Annotated in this window: 20 protein-coding genes; 5 read left to right on the plus strand and 15 right to left on the minus strand. The window is 69.5% G+C overall.

What is annotated here, in order from left to right; translation table 11 throughout:
• Positions 1-73: 73 nt before the first annotated feature.
• From DFP88_RS02625 to cysG, 4 genes are read right to left on the minus strand one after another with little or no spacing between them, the layout of a single operon-like run.
• Positions 74-808: a phosphoadenylyl-sulfate reductase gene (locus tag DFP88_RS02625; RefSeq protein WP_110812871.1), complete on the minus strand. Its 735-nt coding sequence runs from the start codon at positions 806-808 to the stop codon at positions 74-76.
• Positions 798-2,477: a nitrite/sulfite reductase gene (locus DFP88_RS02630; RefSeq protein ID WP_110812872.1), complete on the minus strand. Its 1,680-nt coding sequence runs from the start codon at positions 2,475-2,477 to the stop codon at positions 798-800. The genes DFP88_RS02625 and DFP88_RS02630 overlap by 11 nt, the downstream gene beginning before the upstream one ends.
• Positions 2,477-2,791, minus strand: a complete 315-nt coding sequence (locus DFP88_RS02635; RefSeq protein WP_110812873.1) for a DUF2849 domain-containing protein — start codon at positions 2,789-2,791, stop codon at positions 2,477-2,479. The genes DFP88_RS02630 and DFP88_RS02635 overlap by 1 nt, the downstream gene beginning before the upstream one ends.
• Positions 2,788-4,179 carry a siroheme synthase CysG gene (gene cysG, locus DFP88_RS02640; RefSeq protein ID WP_110812874.1) on the minus strand — a complete coding sequence of 464 codons (1,392 nt, stop codon included), beginning with the start codon at positions 4,177-4,179 and terminating at the stop codon, positions 2,788-2,790. Before cysG ends, DFP88_RS02635 begins: the two co-directional genes overlap by 4 nt.
• A 141-nt stretch (positions 4,180-4,320) precedes the next feature.
• On the opposite strand from cysG, the gene DFP88_RS02645 reads away from it, so the two are divergent.
• Positions 4,321-4,782 carry an Lrp/AsnC family transcriptional regulator gene (locus DFP88_RS02645; RefSeq protein ID WP_110812875.1) on the plus strand — a complete coding sequence of 154 codons (462 nt, stop codon included), beginning with the start codon at positions 4,321-4,323 and terminating at the stop codon, positions 4,780-4,782.
• Here DFP88_RS02645 and DFP88_RS02650 read toward each other — a convergent pair.
• Positions 4,779-5,957: a cytochrome P450 gene (locus tag DFP88_RS02650; RefSeq protein WP_110812876.1), complete on the minus strand. Its 1,179-nt coding sequence runs from the start codon at positions 5,955-5,957 to the stop codon at positions 4,779-4,781. The genes DFP88_RS02645 and DFP88_RS02650 overlap by 4 nt on opposite strands.
• Before the next feature lie 94 nt (positions 5,958-6,051).
• Complete coding sequence (locus DFP88_RS02655; protein ID WP_110812877.1) at positions 6,052-6,597, minus strand: TetR family transcriptional regulator; 546 nt, start codon at positions 6,595-6,597, stop codon at positions 6,052-6,054.
• Between the two features lie 91 nt (positions 6,598-6,688).
• Between DFP88_RS02655 and DFP88_RS02660 the strand changes: the two genes are divergently transcribed.
• Positions 6,689-7,576, plus strand: a complete 888-nt coding sequence (locus DFP88_RS02660) for an SDR family oxidoreductase (RefSeq protein ID WP_110812878.1) — start codon at positions 6,689-6,691, stop codon at positions 7,574-7,576.
• 35 nt (positions 7,577-7,611) lie between these two features.
• On the opposite strand, the gene tpiA is transcribed toward DFP88_RS02660, so the two are convergent.
• Entirely contained in the window at positions 7,612-8,367 is a 756-nt protein-coding gene (tpiA, locus tag DFP88_RS02665) for a triose-phosphate isomerase (protein WP_110812879.1), read from the minus strand.
• 96 nt (positions 8,368-8,463) lie between these two features.
• Positions 8,464-8,811 (minus strand): HesB/IscA family protein, encoded by a 348-nt coding sequence (locus tag DFP88_RS02670; protein ID WP_110812880.1) that lies wholly within the window; start codon positions 8,809-8,811, stop codon positions 8,464-8,466.
• Positions 8,812-8,918: 107 nt separating this feature from the next.
• Here DFP88_RS02670 and DFP88_RS02675 point away from each other — a divergent pair, with 107 nt between their 5' ends.
• Together DFP88_RS02675 and map are read left to right on the plus strand one after the other, a co-directional pair.
• Positions 8,919-10,061, plus strand: a complete 1,143-nt coding sequence (locus DFP88_RS02675) for a winged helix-turn-helix domain-containing protein (RefSeq protein ID WP_110812881.1) — start codon at positions 8,919-8,921, stop codon at positions 10,059-10,061.
• 62 nt (positions 10,062-10,123) lie between these two features.
• On the plus strand, positions 10,124-10,876 hold the full coding sequence (gene map, locus DFP88_RS02680; RefSeq protein WP_110812882.1) for a type I methionyl aminopeptidase: 753 nt from the start codon (positions 10,124-10,126) through the stop codon (positions 10,874-10,876).
• Between the two features lie 15 nt (positions 10,877-10,891).
• On the opposite strand, the gene DFP88_RS02685 is transcribed toward map, so the two are convergent.
• Together DFP88_RS02685 and DFP88_RS02695 are read right to left on the minus strand one after the other, a co-directional pair.
• Positions 10,892-11,725 (minus strand): LysR family transcriptional regulator, encoded by an 834-nt coding sequence (locus DFP88_RS02685; protein ID WP_110812883.1) that lies wholly within the window; start codon positions 11,723-11,725, stop codon positions 10,892-10,894.
• Between the two features lie 262 nt (positions 11,726-11,987).
• The gene (locus DFP88_RS02695; RefSeq protein WP_110812885.1) at positions 11,988-13,721 is read right to left on the minus strand and encodes a mechanosensitive ion channel family protein; all 1,734 of its coding nucleotides are present in this window, start codon (positions 13,719-13,721) and stop codon (positions 11,988-11,990) included.
• A gap of 207 nt (positions 13,722-13,928) precedes the next feature.
• Here DFP88_RS02695 and DFP88_RS02700 point away from each other — a divergent pair, with 207 nt between their 5' ends.
• The gene (locus DFP88_RS02700) at positions 13,929-15,218 is read left to right on the plus strand and encodes a UDP-N-acetylglucosamine 1-carboxyvinyltransferase (protein WP_110812886.1); all 1,290 of its coding nucleotides are present in this window, start codon (positions 13,929-13,931) and stop codon (positions 15,216-15,218) included.
• On the opposite strand, the gene DFP88_RS02705 is transcribed toward DFP88_RS02700, so the two are convergent.
• The 5 genes from DFP88_RS02705 to metG form a co-directional block, all read right to left on the minus strand.
• Complete coding sequence (locus DFP88_RS02705) at positions 15,215-15,922, minus strand: DUF3307 domain-containing protein (RefSeq protein ID WP_110812887.1); 708 nt, start codon at positions 15,920-15,922, stop codon at positions 15,215-15,217. The genes DFP88_RS02700 and DFP88_RS02705 overlap by 4 nt on opposite strands.
• The gene (locus tag DFP88_RS02710) at positions 15,919-16,578 is read right to left on the minus strand and encodes a hypothetical protein (RefSeq protein ID WP_110812888.1); all 660 of its coding nucleotides are present in this window, start codon (positions 16,576-16,578) and stop codon (positions 15,919-15,921) included. The genes DFP88_RS02705 and DFP88_RS02710 overlap by 4 nt, the downstream gene beginning before the upstream one ends.
• A 108-nt stretch (positions 16,579-16,686) precedes the next feature.
• A complete protein-coding gene (locus tag DFP88_RS02715) occupies positions 16,687-17,043 on the minus strand; it encodes an SUF system Fe-S cluster assembly protein (RefSeq protein WP_110812889.1) in 357 nt (118 codons plus the stop codon).
• Positions 17,044-17,176: 133 nt separating this feature from the next.
• Positions 17,177-17,755 (minus strand): YqaA family protein, encoded by a 579-nt coding sequence (locus tag DFP88_RS02720; protein ID WP_110812890.1) that lies wholly within the window; start codon positions 17,753-17,755, stop codon positions 17,177-17,179.
• Positions 17,756-17,800: 45 nt separating this feature from the next.
• The gene (gene metG / locus DFP88_RS02725) at positions 17,801-19,516 is read right to left on the minus strand and encodes a methionine--tRNA ligase (RefSeq protein ID WP_110812891.1); all 1,716 of its coding nucleotides are present in this window, start codon (positions 19,514-19,516) and stop codon (positions 17,801-17,803) included.
• Positions 19,517-19,631 lie beyond the last annotated feature (115 nt).

A 19,631-nucleotide genomic window follows, 5' to 3' on the forward strand; every position in this document is an offset into this window, starting at 1 on the left:
GATGGGGGCGCGCCGCCCCTCTTCATGTTTCCCAAAAATACTCATGATCCGCCGGCTGCAACCCCTCGGGGCCTCAGCCGGTCTTCGCACGCGACGGCTTGCCGCCCTCGAAGTGGATGCCGCATTCGTCCTTGGCCCGGCCGCGCCAGCGCCCGGAGCGCTGGTCCTCGCCTTCCGCGACGCGGCTGGTGCAGGGCGCGCAGCCGATCGAGGGGTAGCCCTGCGCCACCAGCGGATGCCGGGGCAGGCGGTTCTCGACCATGTAGTCCTGCACGTCCTGCGGTGTCCAATGCGCCAGCGGGTTGATCTTCAGCCGGGCCGCCCCGTCCGGCTCGAAGAAGTCGAGCGTCGCGCGCCGCCCGCTCTGGTAGCGCTTGCGCCCGGTGATCCAGGCGTCGAAACTGCCAAGAGCCTCCTGCAGCGGGCCGGTCTTGCGAAAGGCGCAGCAGCTGTCAGGATCGGTCAGGTGCAGCGTGCCATCGGGATCCCAGCCGCGCTTGTCGGCCTCGGCGGGGCGCAGGATGCGCAAATCGCTCAGCCGCATCCGCTCCGCGATCTCCTGCTGGTAGGTCAGCGTCTCGGCAAAGAGCATCTCGGTGTCGATGAAGAGGACCGGCGTGTGCCGGTCGACCATGGCGACAAGGTGCAGCAGCGCCACCGATTCCGCGCCGAAGCTGCTGACCATGGCCGTGCGCCCGACCTCGGCGTCGCGCAGCGCGCGCTCCAGCACCGCGGTCGCGCCGTGATGGCGATAGCGCGCGTTCAGGGCCGGCGCGCGTTCGGCGGCTGGGGCAAGATCACGCGGCAACGAACCGCTCCCTCTTCGGGGCGTCCGGGTAGAGCGCCTGCTTGAAGGGCGCGATGCCCATCCGGCGATAGAACTGGAGGAAGGTCTCCTCCGGCCCCTCGCGCTTGTCGAGGTAGGCCAGCACGATGGTCTCCACCGCGCCCACGACCGCCTCGGCGCCGAAGCCGGGGCCCGTCCGCTCGCCCAGCGTCATCTCCTCGGTGCCGTCGCCGCCCAGCGTCAGCTGGTAGTTCTCGACCCCCGCGCGGTCGAGGCCGAGGATGCCGATATGGCCGACATGGTGATGCCCGCAGGCATTGATGCAGCCCGAGATCTTGATCTTCAGCGGGCCGATGTCGTGCTCGAGCTTCAGCGCCTCGAAGCGCAGGGCGATCTCCTGCGCGATGGGGATCGAGCGGGCGGTGGCGAGCGCGCAGTAATCCATCCCCGGGCAGGCGATGATGTCCGAGATCAGGCCCACGTTGGCGGTGGCGAGGCCGATCTCCTTGAGCGCGCGGAAGACGCCCGGCAGCGCGGCCTTCGGCACATGCGGCAGGATCACGTTCTGCTCGTGGCTGATCCGCAGCTCGCCATAGGCATGGGCTTCGGCCAAGTCGGCCAGCGCGCGCATCTGCGCCGCCGTCGCATCGCCCGGCGTCTCGCCCGGCGCCTTGAGGGACACGGTGACGATGGCGTGATCGGCCTGCCGGTGCGCGGCGAGGTTCACTTCCGTCCAGGCGCGGAAGGCCGGGTCGGTGGTCAGCGCGGCCTCATAGGGGCCGGTCTCCAGCCGACGGTACGCCGGCTCGGGGAACTGCGCCTTGATCGCGGCCAGGATCTGCTGGTCGATGCCGGTGAAGCGCGCGCGGGTCAGGGCGAAGCGCTCGTCGACCTTGGCGCGGAAAGCCTCGAGGCCGGTCTCGTTCACGGTGATCTTGATCCGCGCCTTGTACTTGTTGTCGCGCCGCCCGAGCAGGTTGTAGGTCTCGACGATGGCCTCGAGGTAGGGCAGCAGGTCCGCGCCGGGCACGAACTCCCGGATGACCTTGCCGATGACCGGGGTGCGGCCCAGCCCGCCGCCCACCAGCACGCGGTAGCCGATCTCGCCGTCCTCGCCCCGCAGGATGCGGATGCCGATGTCATGCGCCGCCGTCACCGCCCGGTCCGAGGGGGCGCCGGTCACGGCGATCTTGAACTTGCGCGGCAGGAACTGGAACTCGGCGTGATCGGTGGACCATTGCCGCAGCAGCTCGGCCACCGGGCGCGGATCGGCGACCTCGTCGGCAGCGGCGCCTGCGAAGTGATCGGCGGTCACGTTGCGGATCGTGTTCCCGCTGGTCTGGATCGCGTGCATCTGCACATCCGCCAGCGCCTGCAGCATGTCGGGCACATCGCCAAGTTCTGGCCAGTTGAACTGGATGTTCTGCCGGGTGGTGAAATGGCCGTAGCCCTTGTCCCAGCGCTCCGCGATCATCGCCAGCTGGCGCATCTGCGCCGAGGAGAGCGTGCCGTAGGGGATCGCGACCCGCAGCATGTAGGCATGAAGCTGCAGGTAGAGGCCGTTCATCAGCCGCAGCGGCTTGAACTCATCCTCGGTGAGGGAGCCGTCGATCCGCCGGGCCACCTGCGCGCGGAACTGGTCCACGCGGGCCTGGACGAAGTCGCGGTCGAAATCGCTGTACTGGTACATCAGGCCTCCACGGCGGGGGTGCCCGCCTGTTTGCCAAGCGGGTAGTTCGAGGGGCCGCGGCTGCGGAACGCCTCGCGGAAATGGGTGGGCTCGGGGCCCATCGGGCCTGCCTTGGCATCGGCGAGATAGGCGCCGACGACGAGGTGGGGCTGGCTCTGCGCCCACAGCAGGCGCAGGTCGGCATGGGCCTCGTCCTCGATCAACTCGGCCTCGTGCATGTCGGGGCTCCAGCCGTCGTCCTCGGTCAGCCAGACGGCATCGCCCTTCAGCAGGCTGTTGGCGGTGACGACCTTGGGGGTGAAGGGCTTGCTCACAGCGCGGCCTCCTCTTGCCGCAGGGCGGATCGGGCGGCCTCGCGCGGGGCGAGGCCGAGCAGCAGGAGGGCCGGCCCCTCGGGCGCGGCGGCCCGCATTTCCTCGGCCAGCCGGCCCAGCACCGTGCCGGTGCAGCGCTGGTCGGGGCGCGAGGCATTGGCGACGACCGTGACCGGCGTCGCGGGATCGGCGCCGACCATGATCAGCCGCCCCTGGATGAAGCGGGCGGCCCGCTTGCCCATGTAGATGCCGGCCACCGTGCCGGGGCGGGAGAGGGCGCGCCAGTCGGCCTCGGCGAAGCCATCCATGTCGTGCCCGGTGATCAGCCGCAGCTCGGTGTTGCGCCCGCGCCGGGTCAGGCTGCGCCCGAGCGAGGCGGCGGCGGCGCTGGCGGCGGTGATGCCGGGCACGACGGACCAGGCGACGCCGGCCTCGTCCAGCGCCTCGGTCTCTTCGTCGAGTCGTCCGAAGACCGACGGATCGCCGCCCTTCAGACGCACCACCTGCGCGCCCTGCCGGGCGTGTTCGGTGATCATCGCGTTGATCTCGCTCTGCGGGGTCGAGGGGCCGAAGCCCTCCTTCCCGGCGGCGATCAGCAGCGCCTCGCGCCGCGCCAGCTCGAGGATCGGGCCGGGCACGAGGCGATCGTGCACCACGACATCGGCCTCGTGCAGCAGGCGCCGCGCCTTGAGCGTGAGCAGCTCCGGATCGCCCGGCCCGGCGCCGACGAAGGCGACATGCCCCGCGCGGGTTTCGGCCTGCTTGTGGCGGGCGAGCAGGGCATGCAGCGCCTCGCGCACCGCCCCCTCGCCATGGCCCGCGGCGCGGGGGCCCTCGGCAAAGTAGAACTCCGACCAGAAGTCGCGGCGCCGCCGTCCGAAGGGCAGGGCGTCGGCATGATGGCGAAAGCCCTTGCCCAGCCGCGCCAGCATGCCCAGCTGCGCCGGCAGCCGCTCTTCGAGGTCGGCCTTGATCGCACGGGCGAGGACGGGGGCGGCCCCCTCGGTGCCGATGGCCACGGTCACCGGATCGCGGTCGACGATCGCCGGCGTGATGAAGTCCGAGGCCTGCAGGTTGTCGACGAGGTTCACCAGCGCGCCGGCTGCCCGGCCGATGGCGCCGATGCGCGCATCCTCGGCATCGTCTTCGGTGGCGGCATAGACCAGCGCCATGCCATCGGCATCGCCCGGCGCCATGGCCCGCCGCACGAGGCGCAGGCGCCCCTCGTCGGCCAGCTGCACCAGCTCGGGGCAGGGCGCGGGGCTGAAGACATGCAGCCGCGCCTCGGTCTTCATCAGCAGGCGCAGCTTGGCGAGGGCGGTCTCCTCGCCGCCGCCAAGGGCCACGTCGCGACCCTTGAGGTCGAGGAAGATCGGATAGTGCTGCATGGCGGCCTCCGGCGGTATCGCTGCGTCGCAATATAGAACAAATGACTTGCAAGCGGCCACGGGGCGGCGCAGATAAGGACGTCCGTTCCGCCCTCTGGCGGATAGGGCGACACGTGTTCCATCAGGGCAGGGAGAGGGTGCATGCCAGTCCGCATCGACGAGACCGACCGGAAAATCCTCTCCGAGTTGCAGCGGGACGCCGGGCGCCCGCTGGACGAGATTGCCCGCGCGGTCGGCAGCTCCAAGACGCCGGTCTGGAATCGCATTCGCAAGCTGCGCGAGGCCGGGGTGATCGGCGCGCAGGTCGCGCGGCTCGATGCCGAGGCGCTGGGCTTCGAGGCGACCTTCTTCGTGCTGATCCGCACCAGCGAGCATGATGCCGCCTGGCAGAGCCGCTTCCTTGATGCCGTGAAAAGCCGCCCCGAGGTGCAGGAGGCGCATCGCCTCGCCGGCGAGATCGACTACATCCTCAAGGTGCGCGTGCAGAACGCCCGCGCCTACGACGTCTTCTACCAGGCGCTGATCGCCGAGGTGAAGGTGCAGTCGGTCACCGCGCTTCTGTCGATGGAAGAGATCAAGTCGACGCTGGCGCTGCCGCTCTAGCCCGCCGTCACCATCAGCCGGTTCAGCCCGTGAAAGCCGTAGCTGTCGGCGTATTCGGGCGCCTCGGCCAGCGCGAGGTCCGGGCAGCGCTGCATCAGCGCCGAGAGCCCGATCTCAAGCTCCAGCCGCGCCAGCGGCGCGCCTACGCAGAAGTGGATGCCCGCGCCGAAGCCCTGTTGCGGCGGCACCTTGTCCTTGAAGCGCGCGGGATCAAAGCGCTCCGGCGCCTCGTAGGCGGCGGGATCGCGGTTGGCGGCGGCCAGCAGGCAGGCGACCTGATCGCCCCTGCGGAAGCTCTGGCCGAACAGCTCCACATCCTCGTAGACCCAGCGGGTGAAGAGATGCAGCGGCGCATCATAGCGCAGCAGCTCCTCGACCGTGGCGGCATCGACCTTGCGGTGGTCATGGGCCAGAAGCGCGCGCACGGCATTGCCGATGGAATGCACCGTCGCCTCGTGACCGGCATTCAGCAGCAGGATCACGGTCGAGGTCAGCTCCTCGGCGCTCAGTTTCTCGCCTTCTTCTTCGGCGGCGATCAGCTCGCTGATCAGGTCGTCCGCCGGGGCGCGCCGCTTCTGCGCGATGGCCTCGTCCAGGAAGGTGCGGAAGGCGAGCGTGGCCGCGACGGCGGCATCCTCATGCGCGCGGCTGCGCCCGGCCTGATACATGCCGACCATGGCGTTCGACCAGGCGAGGAGATCCGGCGCCCGTGCCTCCTCCACGCCCAGAAGCCGGGCGATGACGGTGACGGGAAGCGGCCGGGCAAAGGCCTCGAGCAGATCGAAGGGCCCCTCGGGGAAACCGTCGATCAGCGCATGGCTCAGCGCCTCGATATCCGGGGCAAGGGCCTTGATCCGGCGCGAGGTGAAGGCCCGCAGCACCAGCCCGCGCAGACGGGTATGCCGCGGCGGCTCAAGCTCCAGCATGGAATGCGCCTCGACCTCGTAGAACGGGGCCAGCCGCTCGGGGATCTCTGGCGCGGTCTCGGGCGGCGCCTCCCGTCCCAACCGCCGGTCGCGCAGCAGCGCCGAAACGGCGCGGTGGCTGACGGCGCAGGGCATGCCCATCTCGGCCCAGAAGACGAGGTCGGCGCCATCGGCGCGCGCCTTGTCGTAGAAGGCATAGGGGTCCTGCACGAAGGCGCGGTCGGTCGGGGATTGCTTAAGGTGCTGCATGGCGTCCTTCCTGCCGCGCAGCGCGGCCCGCGGCAAGCGGTCACGGGCCGCTCTGTGCCCGACATGGGTTTCCAGGCGCCCGGCTCGGCGCAGGTCAGATCAGCGCCTTCAGATCCTGCTCCGCCCGGTCCAGACGGTCCCTTAGGGAAGGCCCCGTTTCGCTCAGCCAGGCCAGGGTGACGTCAGCCAGGACAGCCATCCCGATCCGCGCGGCCAAGCGGGCCCGGTCTTCCGGGATGCCGCGCGTGCGCAGGGCCTGCGCGAGAGCCTCGGCAAGCGCGGCCATCTTGGCCAGCTCGCGCTCCTGAAGCGAGGGCGTGGCCGAGATCACCGCTTGCCGGGGCTCGGAAAAGGGGCGGTTGGCCTCGAGCAGCGGGCAGACCGACCGGAAGGCGTGGAACAGGATATCCAGCGGCGGCGCATCGCGCGCGCCCGTCTCGATCCCAGTGAGAAGCGCCTCGAGAAGCACCGCCTGCCCGTCGAATAGAACTTCGCGCTTGTCGGCGAAATGCCGGAAGAAGGTGCGCTCCGTCACGCCTGCGCGGGCGGCGATTTCGGCAGCCGTGGTGCTGTCGAAGCCACGCTCCCCGAACAGATCCACCGCCGCCTGCTGCAATCGTGTGCGCGCCGTCGCTGCCATCGAGTCCCCCTTGTCAGTGACTGACATTGGGATATGTCAGTCACTGACAAGGATCATAGGATCGGCGTCACCAAGCGCAAGGAGATCGATCATGCGTGTTTTTCTGACGGGGGCGAGCGGCTGGATCGGCTCGATGATCGCGAGGGACCTTCTCGCGGCGGGCCATTCTGTCACGGGACTGACGAGCAAGCCGGGCAAGGCAGAGGCGCTGGGCGCCGCGGGGGTGACGCCGCTGGTCGGGACGTTGCAGGATACCCATGTCCTGCGGCGCGGCGCCGAGGATGCGGAGGGGATCATCCACACGGCCTTCGGGCTCGATATCTCGAGGATCGCTGATCTCGCCGCCGAAGACGCAGCCGCGATCGAGACCTTCGGCGAGGTCTTCGCGGGATCGAGCCGGCCGATCGTCGTGACCAGCGGCTTTCTGAACGTGACGGGCGGCAAGACCCTTGAGGACGAGCGGCCGGAGGTTCTGCCGGACTTCCCGCGCGCCTCGGAGCAGACCGCCTTTGCGCTCGCGGGTCGCGGCGTCCATGCCAGCGTCGTCCGCAACCCGCGGTCCGTGCATGGGCAGGGCGAGAAACACGGCTTCGTGCCGATGCTGGCTGCCGTCGCGCGCGACAAGGGCGTCTCGGCCTATATCGGCGAGGGGCAGCAGATGTGGCCTGCCGTCCATCGCCTCGACGCGGCGCGCCTTTACCGCCTGGCGCTGGAGCGCGGAGCACGGGGCGAAGCCTACCATGCCGTGGCGGAGGAGGGCGTGCCGTTCAGAGACATCGCCGATGCCATTGGCCGCCAGCTTGGCCTGCCGGCCGTGTCGCTGACACCCGAGGAGGCCGAGGCGCACTTCGGGCCGCTGGCGATCTGGGTCGCGAACCACGGCCCCGCCTCGAACGCCTGGACGAGGGAAACGCTTGGCTGGCATCCCGAACAGCCCGGCATCGTGGAGGATGTCGAGCAGCCCGGCTACCTGGGCTGAGGCACGTCAGGCCCTCGCAATCGCTGCCGGCCCGCCTACCGCGGTGCGGCAGCGAGGGCGGCGATGATGGGGCAGAAATCCTCTGCCTTCAGGCTGGCCCCGCCGACGAGCGCGCCGTCGACCTGGGGCAGCGCGAAGAGCGCCTCTGCATTCGCCGCCTTGACCGAGCCGCCGTAGAGCAGCGGGATCGCCTCGGCCGCATCGCCAAGGCGCCGCAGCAGCGCGCGGCGGATCGCGCCGTGCATCCGTTCAATCGTTTCGGCATCGGCGCTGCGGCCGGTGCCGACCGCCCAGACCGGCTCGTAGGCGAAGACGGTGTTGTGGGGCCCCGCGCCATCGGGGACCGATCCCTCGACCTGCGCGGTGACAAAGGCCTCGGCCTCGCCGGCATCGCGCACCGCCTCATCCTCGCCGACGCAGAGCACCGTGACCAGCCCGGCGGCCCAGGCGCCCTCGGCCTTGGCGCGGACCTGCGCATCGCTCTCGCCGTAGGCGGCGCGGCGCTCGGAATGGCCGAGGATGACGTGGGTTGCGCCGGCCTCGCGCAGCATGGCGGCCGAGAGATCGCCGGTATGGGCCCCGCCCGCGGCGGCATGGCAGTCCTGCGCCCCCACAAGGGCGGCGGTGCCCTCCAACGCCCGTGCGACTTCTGCAATCAGGGTGGCCGGGGGGCAGATCAGGACATCGGCCCCGGTCATGTCCTTCGCGCCGTCCGCAATGGCCCGCGCCTGCGCCACATCGGCCAGATGACCGTTCATCTTCCAGTTCGCCACGGCAAGTCTTTGGCGCATCGCGCGATCTCCCCCCTCAAGGCCCTCGGGAAGGCTAGCAGCCGCCGGGGGGCGGGCCAAGCGGCCCGGCGTTGGTGGGCGGCGGCGCCACGGGCCTCAGACCGCGAACTTCACCGACTCGCCGCAGCCGCAGGCATCGACGACATTGGGATTGCGGAACTTGAAACCGGATTCGAGCAGGCTGGTCTCGTAGTCGATCTCGGTGCCGAAGAGGAACATCTGCGCCATGGGCGCGATCAGCACCCGCGCGCCGTCCTTTTCGACGACCTCGTCGTTGGGATCGGCCTCGTCGACATAGTCCATGGTGTATTCCATGCCCGCGCAGCCGCCCTTCTTGACGCCGATGCGCAGCCCCTGGTGACCGCCCTTCGCCATCAGCCGCGCGATCTGCTTGGCGGCCTCGGGGGTGACGCTGACGGGGGGATTGCCGGGGATCGAGAACATGGGCGGTCTCCTTCGCTTGGTGCCAATATAGGGGCAGGGCGCCGCGCACTCAACGGGGGTGGCGCCCCTGCGTCGCGGCCCTATGCTGCCATGCCGAACGAGGGGCCATGGCCAGAACACCGAAGACGGCAGAGATGGCGCGCCGCGACGCGCGGCGACACTGGATCGCGGCGCAGCGGCTGGACCGGCCCGCGCCCTTCGGCGCGGGGGCAGGGGCCGTGGCCGCCTGCGTGGCGCATCTGGGCTATGTGCAGATCGACACGATCAGCGTGATCGAGCGCTGCCATCACCATATCCTGTGGTCCCGCATCCCCGATTATACCCGCGCCGACCTCGCGCAGGCGCAAAGCCGCGACAGGTCGGTCTTCGAATACTGGACCCATGCGCTGTCCTACGTCGCCACGCAGGACTTCCGCTACTTCGTCCCCGAGATGAGGCGGCACCGGCGCGAGGCGGGCGGCTGGGACGCGGGGGCCCGGCGGCGGCAGATCCGCGCCATGCTCAACCGGATCGAGGCCGAGGGGCCGCTGACCCTGTCGGACATCAAGGACGACCGGCTGGTCGAGAAGACCCATGCCTGGGCCAGCCGCAAGCCCAGCCGCACCGCCCTCCGCGCCGGCTTCTTCAACGGCGAACTGGCGATCTCCGCCCGCGAGGGGATGCTCAAGACCCACGAGCTGACCTTGCGCCATTTCGGCTGGGAGGCGCTGCCGAAACCTGCCACCCCGGCGCAGATCACCCGCTACAAGCTGGAGCGTGCGCTGCGGTCGCAGGGCATCATCAGCCTTGCCTCGGCCTGCTACATGGATGCCGCCGCCAAGCCCGATGTGCTCGCCCTGATCGAGCGCGAGGGGCGCGCGGGCCGCTTGGTCGAGCTGCGGATCGAGGGGCTGAAGGATCGCCACTGGTGCCGCCCCGAGGTGCTGGAGGTTCCGCCCGCGGCGCCGGAGCTGGTGCATATCCTCTCGCCCTTCGATCCGCTGATCATCCAGCGCAAGCGCACCGAGGCGCTGCTGGGCTATGCCCATCTCTTCGAGGCCTATGTGCCGAAGGAGAAGCGGCAGATGGGGTATTTCACCCTGCCGGTCCTCGACGGTGACGCGGTGATCGCCGCGCTCGACCTCAAGGCGGACCGGCAGGCCGGGCGGCTGCTGATCCAGGCCTGGCACTGGACCGGCCCCGGCGGCGAGGCGCATCGCCCCCGCGTGGAGGCGGCGCTGGAGCGGTTCGAGCACTTCCAGCTGGGCTGAGAGGCGGGACATGCGGCGCCCTGTCCGCTAAGAGGCCGGGGCGACAGCATCGGGAGCGCGCCATGACCATCACGCAGGACGACCAGCTTCAGGGGCTGAAACACATCGGCCGGATCGTCGCCAATGCGCTGCAGGCCATGGGGCGGGCGATGGTGGCGGGCATGACCACCGCCGAGCTGGACGAGATCGGTGCCGCGTATCTCGAGCGCGAGGGCGCGGTCTCGGCGCCGCAATCGACCTACGGCTTTCCCGGCGCGACCTGCATCAGCGTCAACGAGGAGATCGCCCATGGCATCCCCGGAGGCCGGGTCCTGAAGACGGGCGATCTGGTGAACATCGATGTCTCCGCCTCCAAGGGCGGCTACTTCGGCGATACCGGCGCGACCTTCCGCCTTGGGGCCGTGACGCCTGACCTCGACCGGCTGTGCCGGGACGGGAGGCGCGCGATGGAGATCGGCGTCGCGCAGGTCGGCGCGGGCAAGCCGCTTGCCGGCATTGGCACCGCCATCGGCCGCTTCGCCGAGGGCCGCGGCTACACGCTGATCCGCAACCTCGCCAGCCACGGCATCGGCCGCGCCCTGCACGAGGAGCCGGGCGAGATCCCGACATGGCCCGACCGGGGCGAGCGGCGGCGCATCGCCCGCGGCATGGTCATGACCGTCGAGCCCTTCCTGTCGAAGGGCGGGCTCTGGGCAGAGGGCGGCGACGAGGACGACTGGACGCTCTATGCCGACCCCCGCGCCCCGGCGGTGCAATACGAGCACACGGTCGTCGCCACCCGGGGCAAGCCCATCGTGCTGACGCTGCCGGGATAGACCGGGAGCCGGCCATCAAGCGACGCGCTCCTGCGTCAGAAGACGGGTCACGGCGTCCAGCGCGCGGCGCACGGGCGGCGTCTCGCGCGCGTCCTGATGGGCGACGATCCATTCGTCGTGGGCGATCTCGGCGATATCCTCGGACAGGCGGACCAGACCGGGTTCGGCCTCGCCGACGAAGGTCGGCAGCACGATCCGCCCCAGCCCTGAAAGCGCCAGGTCCAGCATCAGCCGCCCTTCGGTGGCCGTGGTGACGATGCGGTCGGGGTGCGTCTCGGCCAGCCAGCGGTCGGATGGCGTCGTGGGCTGTCCCTCGGCCCGCCCGACGAAGCCGGCGACCTCCGGCCCCTTGCCGTAAACCGCGTACCCGATACGGGCGGTGCGCCGCCCGGCGAGCCAGGGCTGTTCGGGCCGCCGATTGCGGACTCCGATATCGACCTGACGCCGCGCGATATCGAGGATGGCGTTGCCCGGCAGAAACTCCGGCGTCCAGCCGGCGCCGGGCCGCCAGACGTCCCCGATCCGCCGTGCCAGGAAGCGCGAGGTCCAGAAGCCCGCGGTGATGCGCACCCGCACCGGTGCGGCGCCCATGGCCCAGTCGCGTACCCGGTCCAGCGTGCGCGACAGCGGCTGCGCCGTCTCGGCCAGGGCGCGGCCATCGGGGGTGAGGGCATAGCCCTGCGCCCCGCGCAGGAACAGCCGCCGTCCCAGCTGCGCCTCGAGCGCGGCCATCCGCCGCGACAGGGTCGGCGCGCTGGTGCCGGTGGCCAGAGCCGCCCGCGCGAGCCCGCCCGTCTCGGCCAGCGCGAGGAACAGGAGCAGGTCGTCCGGGCGCGGCTCGTCTTTCATTTATGGAAGTCCCCTTTCGATAAGAACGGCTTCTGATGACTGTATCGACGGATATCGTGGGATCATCCTTCCAAATATGAAAGGCATTCGTCATGCTCGTCAATACGGCATACCACGGGGACGGCCTTCGCAGCCTCAGCGAGCTGGAGGTGATCGCACGGCGCATAAAAAGCAGACGGCGCCGGATGAGGCGTCTCCGGCTGCTGCGCCTGCGGGCGGCGGTCTTCGGTCGGAGGCGCCTCAGGGCGCCGGGCGACCTCCCTCAGGCCGCGCCTTCGGCGGCGCTGGGCTGGGGAAAGTAGCCGCCGCTCTCGCCTTCGAACTCTGCGGCCTTGATCAGCAGCTTCTCGCGGACCTCGCAGGACAGCGCCCAGGCGGTATCGGCGTTCGCGCAGGCCAGCGCGACCATGACCTCCTGCCCGAAGACGTCGTGATCCGTCACCGAGACGAAGTGGTTCTCGCGCTCCTGCAGCTCTTCGGGGTCCATGGCATCCACGATTTCGAAGAAGGCCTCGCGCAGCCGCTCGACCTTGGCGGTATGCGACAGGCGGATCTTGAAGAAGCGGATCATCTTGGGATCGGCGAGGGTCCAGTTCTCGAAGGGCTCGGAGACGAACTCCGACACCGGGACGACGATGCGCACGTCGGTCCATTCGCGCAGCTGGACATAGGTGAAGTTGATCCGCTCCACGTAACACAGGTGGTCGCGGTACATGATCTTGTCGCCGATCCGGGCGCTGCGGTTGAAGGCGATCTGCAGGCTGGACAGGATATTGCCCAGCACCTGCCGCGCGGCAAAGCCGAAGACCAGTGTCAGTGCCCCGGCCGAGGCCAGCAGCGACAGCCCCAGCCCGCGGAACAGCTCTGCCCGGCTGAGGATGATCCCGAGGCCGAAGATCACCACCACGACGACCAGCACACGCCGGCCCGCGGCGATGTTCGTCGCGAGCTCACGCCTGTGCCCCTCGCGCGCGTCGAAAAGCGCGTCGCTGCTGGGGCTGATCAGACGGTCGAGGATCTCGTCCACCCCGTTCAGCAGGAAGACCAGCCCGGCGAGCGTGAAGCCGATGGTCCGAAGCGGCCCCAGCAGCATGTCGATGCGGCCCGAGAAAACGAAGTAGGTGCCCGTCAGCCAGGTCAGCGTCGCGGTGAAGGCAAAGACGATCAGCGGTCGCCGCGCCGCCCGCAGGAGGGAGGTCACGAGCTTGCCATTCGCGCGCGAGGCCAGCAGCCGCATCAGCCGGCTGGTCAGGACACCCGCGAGGACGGCGATGCCCAGCACGAGGGGCAGACCCAGAAGCTCCCACCGCATGAGGCCCCAAATCGCCTCCTGCCGCAGCTGTTCGGGCAGCGACATCTCGAGCGCGGTGGGGCCGTAGCGGTCGTGCAGCACCGGGATGTTCGCCACCGTCTGCCGCGAGATGACCCAGACCGGGTCTCCCTCGGGGGGGCGGACCCGGTTGAGGCGCAGTTCCACCGGACGGCCGCGCATCTCGACCGTGCCCAGCAGGATCGACCGCCGCGCCTGGCCCGCCATCGGGTTGTCCGACCGGGTCACGAGGGCATCGGGCCGGTCCGGCAGGTCGGACCAGTCCAGCACGACCTTGCGGTTCAGGATCTCGACCAGCTCGCGCGCGCGGCGCGAGCCTTCGAGCGGTTGCTCGGCCTCGTCGACGAAGCCGAGGTCCAGCAGATGCGCGGCGGGGCCCCAGGCCCGGGCCGCGTTCAGGTCGAGGAGCGCCTCCATCGTGCCCTGCGGCGTGCTCCGGTCAAGGTCGGCTGGTGCATCGCCCAGCCCGGCATTCAGCGCATCGACGTCGAAGGCGGGCGGTTCCGACGGATCGGGCGCAGCGGCGGAGCCGCTTTGCTCGCCCTCGCTGCCTTGGGTATCGGGGGGCAGGGATGCGCCCTGCGCGGCAGCGATCTGCGGCGCCAGAAGCAGCAGGACGAGGGAAAGGGTCCGCCAAAGGGCGAAAGGGCGTATGATCCGGCGCATGTGATCCTTCGGCGTCTTTGGCCCCCGCCTTTCGTGTTAGCCCGCGCGGCCCGGCCGGACAAGGCTGGCGGCCGGCCCGTACGCTCCGGCACGCCCGCGGTGCTCGGCAGTGCGCCGCCTTCTGCCGCATCTGCTGCCGTGGGGCATCGCGCTTCGCGCGCGGGGGCTGTAGGATGCGGCCCAAATCGGAAACCGAGGGGCAGATCCATGGCAAACCTTATCGTCAACGGCGGCGTGCCGCTGAACGGTCGCATCAGGCCGTCCGGCAACAAGAACGCGGTCCTGCCGATGATGTGCGCGTCGCTGCTGACGGCAGAGCCGGTGACCTTCACCAATGTTCCCGACATCACTGATGTCGCAAAGATCGGTGCCTACTTCCGCGAGATCGGCTCCGAGGTGGAGCACGACGTGGAGGCCGGCACGCTGCGCCTGCACCACCCCAAGACGCTCGATCCGGCGGGGGCGGAGCATCTGCCGCTGGGCATCCGCTCGGCGGTGCTGCTGCTGGCGCCGGTGCTGCACCGCATGGGCCGCCTGCGCTTCGACGTCGATGCCAAGGGCTGCGCGCTGGGCATTCGCGAGATCGACCCGCATATCGACACGCTGACGACCTTCGGCGCGGCGCTGGACAAGTCGGGCGGCATCGACCTGACGCTGAAGACCCGTCCCGAGGCGCGCTCGATCTGGGCGGAATATGCCTCCGTCACCGCGACCGAGACCTTCGCGATGATCGCCGCCGTGGCCGAGGGCACCAGCGTGCTGACCAATGCCGCCTCCGAGCCGCATGTGCAGGCGCTGTGCCGGATGCTCTCGGACATGGGCGCCGGGGTCGAGGGGATCGGCACCTCGCGTCTGACGATCAAGGGGCGCGACCGGCTGGGCGGCACCACGCAGCGCGTGCCGGACGATCACCACGAGGTCGCGACCTTCCTCGCCTTCGGCGGCGTGACCGGCGGGCAGGTGACGGTCGAGACCGACATCATCGCCGAAATGCCGCTGATCCTCGAGCAGTTCGGCAAGCTGGGCCTTCAGTTCGAGACCCGCGAGGGTGAGGTCACGGTGACCGGCTGGACCCGACAGGTCACCCAGCCGCTGACCCAGCAGATGACCGCCAAGATCGAGGCCGCGCCATGGCCCTATTTCCCCGCCGATCTGCTGCCGCAGGCGGTGGGCGTGGCCGTGGGCTGCGAGGGCGACGTGATGTTCTGGAACAAGGTCTACGAGGGCGCCCTGGCCTGGAGTTCGGAGCTCGCCAAGTTCGGCGTGCGCGCGCATCTGTCGGACCCGCACCGGCTGATCCTCTTCGGCGGCAACCGCCTGAAACCGGCCGAGGTCGAGGCGCCCTATATCATCCGCGTCGTCGTGGGCCTTGCCATTGCCGCGATGCAGATCGAGGGGCGGTCGAAGATCCTCAAGGCCGATCCGCTGCGCCGCGCGCATCCCAACCTGATCGAGAACCTCACGCGCCTTGGCGCCGATATCGCCTGGGAGGGCTAGAGCGCGGGCAGGGGCGCCCCCAGCGCCACCATCAGCCCGCGCGTGGCATAGGCGCAGGCGATGCCCCAGCCGAAGGAGGCGAGTGTGCCGATGATGACATACTCGCCCACCGGCCCCTCGTTCTTCGCGGTCTCGAAGCGCAGCACCGATTTCGCCGCGATCAGGAAGCCGATGCCCGCGGGCTGGGCCACCAGCACCAGCAGGAAGATCAGCGCGCGCTCCAGCAGGCCGATCAGCCTGCCGCCGCCCGGCAGGCCGGGCGGCAGGGCCACATCGGTCCAGGGCGCCATCAGCAGGCCCACGGCAAAGCCGCCCGCGCGGGTGGCCAGGACAAAGCCCGCCGCGGCCGCCATTGCCGCGGGCAGCAGCGCCATGCCGGCCCAGGGGGCCGCTGACCACAGCGCCGGGGCCACGACGGCGGTGATCAGCAGCGTCGCCAGATGCGCCGCCTGATCGCCGAGGAAGGCGCGCAGTCCGGGCGGCAGCAGCAGCTTGGCGGCGTCGAGCGCCAGATGCGCCAGCGCCAGCGCGTAAAGAAGCGGGATATCCAGCCGCCCGAAGACCGCCAGCAGCACGGCCAGCACCACCAGCCCATGCGCCAGCAGCATCAGGGGGTGCCGCTTGTTCTGCGCCATGCGGTCCGGCTGCAGCACGAAATCGGCCATGACATGGGCGAAGAGGAGGGCGGCGAAGGTCTCGGTCATGGCACCCACTCATCGCTTTCGAAGGCCTCTGCCGCCTCGCGCAGGACGCCCCATCCTGCCCCGGCAAGGCGCTTCTGAACGGCCTGCCGGGTGACGCCGAGGCGCTGTGCAAGGCTGTCTTGCGTGTCGTCGGGATGCTCTATCGCCAGGGCAATCGCCTCGGCCTGTCGCTCTGTCCAGCCGCCACAGATATAGCCGGCAAGCTGGAAGATCGCCTGTTGGTACCCGCCGCCGGCACGCTCGGTGCGACAAAGGCTCAGCCGGTCGGCGCCCGTCATGCCGTCGAGTTGCCGCCCCGAGGTCGTGAAGGCCTCGCCTCGGGCGTCCGAAAGATCGGCCGTGCCGAAGGCTTCGACTGGCCCGAGGCCGGTGGCGATCCGTGTCGACAGGCCGGGATGGGCGCCTGCCAGTCTGGCCGTCATGTAGAGGCTGGCCTCAAGGCACAGGCCCGGAGTGTCCAGCAAGACCTGCCAGCCGTCCCCGCGAAACCGGGTGAACCGCAGGGCCATGTCATGGGTCTTGCCGTAGCGCGCGGCTGCATCGCCCAGAGTGGCCAGTGCCGCATCGAGCGCGGCGGCGGATAGCCTTTCGGAGGCGACGAGATCGCCGGTCAGGACCGCGAATACCTTGGGTGATGCGCCTTGCTGTCGCTCCATGTGGCAACCATTATCGGTTGCTATATGAAAAGCAACCTTATTCAGCTGCATCTGCAAAGGACGCCCAGAAGAGTTGCTATCGCGAAAGCAACCCCAACAGGGTGCCTGTTACATGAAGCCCAACTCGAGCCGCGCCTCGTCGGACATCATGTCCATGCCCCACTGCGGCTCCCAGGTGATGGCGACATCGACCTGCTTCACGCCCGGCACGGCGCCGACGGCATCGGCGACCCAGCCCGGCATCTCGCCGGCGACGGGGCAGCCCGGGGCGGTCAGCGTCATCGCGATGTCCACGGCGCTCTCGGCGTCGATCTTGATCGTGTAGACAAGGCCGAGGTCGTAGATGTTCACCGGGATCTCGGGATCATAGACCGAGCGGCAGGCCTCGACGATCTGGTCGTAGAGCGGGTGGTCGGTGTCCGACGGCGCGATGAGCGGGGTGCCGGGGGCCTGGTCTTCGGGCATGACGCGATCCTCTGCTGCAAGGCCGTGGCCTTGGGGTGGCGGGCGCCATCATAGGCGCGGCGGGTGCGGCGGTAAAGCGCGCCCGCCCCCGAGATGGGAGGGCGCGCGCCGCGATCAAGGCGCGGCCTGCGCCCTACATGTAGCGCGTCGCGTAGAAGCCGCCGATCAGGATGACCACGAAGGCGACGAAGACCAGCCCCAGCCGCCGCTCGATGAAATCGCGGATCGGCGCGCCGAACTGCCACAGCAGCGCCGCGACAAGGAAGAACCGCAGCCCCCGCGCCACGAGGCTCATCAGCAGGAAGGCCACGAGGTTCAGGCCCGTCGCGCCCGACAGGATGGTGATGACCTTGAAGGGGAAGGGCGTGACCCCGGCCACCAGCACCGCCCAGACTCCGTAGTCGTTGTAGCGGTCCGAGAAGCCGTCGAAGTAGACGTCCTTGCCAAAGAACTCGAGCACGGGCCTGCCGACGCTCTCGAAGAGGGTCGCGCCTATGACGTAGCCGCCCAGCGCCCCCAGCAACGATCCGGCCAGCGCCACAGCGGCGATGCGCCAGGCGCGGCCGGGGCGGGCGAGGATCATCGGGATCATCAGCGCATCGGGCGGGATCGGAAAGACGGAGCTTTCGGCAAAGGCGACGATGAACAGCGCCCACATGGCATGGGGCGTGTCCGCGAGGCGGATCGTCCAGTCGTAAAGGCGTCTGATCATCGCGCGTCCTGTTGCCGGGCGCGGGGGCCCTGAAGGTGATGTGCCCTAGCCGCGGCGACCGGCGAAGCGGCTTTGCCAGTCGGCCCGCTCCTCGTCGGTGATCTTGCGGAAGAGGTTCTCCGGCACGGTGAAGGGGGCACCGGGCGCCAGAGCGCTCAGCGCTGCGGCGACATCCTCGGGCCAGGCGCCGGCGCCGCCCATGGCATCGGCCATCTTGGCCGCGGCATCGGGGATGAAGGGCTGCGAGAGGACCGCGTAAAGGCGCACGAGGTTCAGCCCCAGCCGCACCTGCATTGCCGCCGTCTCGGGGTCTTCCTTGAAGGTGGACCAGGGCGCGGCGGATTGCAGGTACTCGTTCCCCGCGGCCCAGATGCCGCGCAGCTCTGCCGCGGCCTTGCGGACCTCGATCGCGTCCATCAGCTGCTCGTAACGCGCGAGCCGCGCCGTCAGATCGGCGACCAGCGCCTCTTCCCGCGGCCCGTAGGCGCCGCCCTCGGGCAGGGTCTCGCCGAACTTGGAGCGGCAGAACTTCGTCACCCGGCTGGCGAAGTTGCCCAGCACATCGGCCAGATCCTTGTTCACCGACTGCTGGAAATTCTCCCAGGTGAACTCGCTGTCGCCGGACTCGGGCGCATGGCTCAACAGCCACCAGCGCCAGTAGTCGGCGGGCAGCACCTCGAGCGCCTGGTCCATGAAGACGCCGCGGCCCTGGCTGGTCGAGAACTGGCCGCCGTCGTAGTTCAGGTAGTTGAAGGATTTGATGTAATCCACGAGCTTCCAGGGCTCGCCAGAGCCCATGATCGTCGTCGGGAAGCCGAGCGTGTGGAAGGGCACGTTGTCCTTGCCCATGAACTGGGTGTAGCGCACGTCGTCCGCGCCCTCGTCGGTGCGCCACCAGCGCTGCCAATCCGCCTCGCCCAGCCCTTTGGCATCGGCCCATTCGCCGGCGGCGGCGATGTATTCGATCGGCGCGTCGAACCAGACATAGAAGACCTTGCCCTCCATCCCCGGCCAATCGGCGTCGCCGCGCTTGACCGGCACGCCCCAGTCGAGATCGCGGGTGATCCCGCGGTCCTGCAGGCCGTCGCCGTCGTTCAGCCATTTCTTCGCAATGGAGGTTGTCAGGATCGGCCAGTCCGTCTGCGCGTCGATCCAGTCGTTGAGCTGCCCGCGCATCGCCGACTGCTTGAGAAACAGGTGCTTGGTCTCGCGCACCTCGAGATCGGTGGAGCCCGAGATCGCGCTGCGCGGATCGATCAGGTCCGTCGGATCAAGCTGCTTGGTGCAGTTCTCGCATTGATCGCCGCGCGCCCGGTCGTAGCCGCAGTTCGGGCAGGTGCCCTCGATGTAGCGGTCGGGCAGGAAGCGTCCGTCGGCATTGGAATAGACCTGCCGCTCCGAGACCTCCTCGATCAGGCCGGCCTCGGCCAGCTTGCCGGCGAAGTGCTGCGTCAGCTGGTGGTTCCGGGCGCTGGAGCTGCGGCCGTAGTGATCGAAGCTGAGGCGAAAGCCCTCTGCCAGTTCGGCCTGAACGCCATGCATCCGGGCGCAGTAATCGGCCACGGCCTCGCCGGTCTTGGCGGCGGCAAGCTCGGCCGGGGTGCCATGCTCGTCCGTGGCGCAGAGGAACAGCACCTCGTTCCCGCGTCCGCGCTGGTAGCGGGCATAGAGATCGGCGGGAAGCTGGCTGCCCACCAGATTGCCGAGATGCTTGATCCCGTTGATGTAGGGCAGGGCGGAGGTGATGAGATGGCGGGCCATGGACACTTCTTCTTTAGCGGCTCTCGGCGGTCTAGAGCAGAGAGGGATCTTTGGCCAGCCGCCGGCTGCCCTTCGCGGCGGGCAATAGGCCTGGCCAAAAGCAGATGGCCGCACC

It is taken from the genome of Pseudoroseicyclus aestuarii, from assembly GCF_003217255.1.
Taxonomy (GTDB): domain Bacteria; phylum Pseudomonadota; class Alphaproteobacteria; order Rhodobacterales; family Rhodobacteraceae; genus Pseudoroseicyclus; species Pseudoroseicyclus aestuarii.

Bases quoted from the DNA above. Each gene is read 5' to 3' on its own strand.
- DFP88_RS02650 (WP_110812876.1), bottom strand. From the start codon at position 5,957: ATGCAGCACCTTAAGCAATCCCCGACCGACCGCGCCTTCGTGCAGGAC.
- DFP88_RS02660 (WP_110812878.1), top strand. From the start codon at position 6,689: ATGCGTGTTTTTCTGACGGGGGCGAGCGGCTGGATCGGCTCGATGATC.
- DFP88_RS02710 (WP_110812888.1), bottom strand. From the start codon at position 16,578: ATGGAGCGACAGCAAGGCGCATCACCCAAGGTATTCGCGGTCCTGACC.
- DFP88_RS02705 (WP_110812887.1), bottom strand. From the start codon at position 15,922: ATGACCGAGACCTTCGCCGCCCTCCTCTTCGCCCATGTCATGGCCGAT.
- DFP88_RS02720 (WP_110812890.1), bottom strand. From the start codon at position 17,755: ATGATCAGACGCCTTTACGACTGGACGATCCGCCTCGCGGACACGCCC.
- DFP88_RS02645 (WP_110812875.1), top strand. From the start codon at position 4,321: ATGCCAGTCCGCATCGACGAGACCGACCGGAAAATCCTCTCCGAGTTG.
- DFP88_RS02630 (WP_110812872.1), bottom strand. From the start codon at position 2,477: ATGTACCAGTACAGCGATTTCGACCGCGACTTCGTCCAGGCCCGCGTG.
- metG (WP_110812891.1), bottom strand. From the start codon at position 19,516: ATGGCCCGCCATCTCATCACCTCCGCCCTGCCCTACATCAACGGGATC.
- tpiA (WP_110812879.1), bottom strand. From the start codon at position 8,367: ATGCGCCAAAGACTTGCCGTGGCGAACTGGAAGATGAACGGTCATCTG.
- DFP88_RS02700 (WP_110812886.1), top strand. From the start codon at position 13,929: ATGGCAAACCTTATCGTCAACGGCGGCGTGCCGCTGAACGGTCGCATC.
- DFP88_RS02695 (WP_110812885.1), bottom strand. From the start codon at position 13,721: ATGCGCCGGATCATACGCCCTTTCGCCCTTTGGCGGACCCTTTCCCTC.
- cysG (WP_110812874.1), bottom strand. From the start codon at position 4,179: ATGCAGCACTATCCGATCTTCCTCGACCTCAAGGGTCGCGACGTGGCC.
- DFP88_RS02675 (WP_110812881.1), top strand. From the start codon at position 8,919: ATGGCCAGAACACCGAAGACGGCAGAGATGGCGCGCCGCGACGCGCGG.
- DFP88_RS02685 (WP_110812883.1), bottom strand. From the start codon at position 11,725: ATGAAAGACGAGCCGCGCCCGGACGACCTGCTCCTGTTCCTCGCGCTG.
- map (WP_110812882.1), top strand. From the start codon at position 10,124: ATGACCATCACGCAGGACGACCAGCTTCAGGGGCTGAAACACATCGGC.
- DFP88_RS02670 (WP_110812880.1), bottom strand. From the start codon at position 8,811: ATGTTCTCGATCCCCGGCAATCCCCCCGTCAGCGTCACCCCCGAGGCC.
- DFP88_RS02715 (WP_110812889.1), bottom strand. From the start codon at position 17,043: ATGCCCGAAGACCAGGCCCCCGGCACCCCGCTCATCGCGCCGTCGGAC.
- DFP88_RS02655 (WP_110812877.1), bottom strand. From the start codon at position 6,597: ATGGCAGCGACGGCGCGCACACGATTGCAGCAGGCGGCGGTGGATCTG.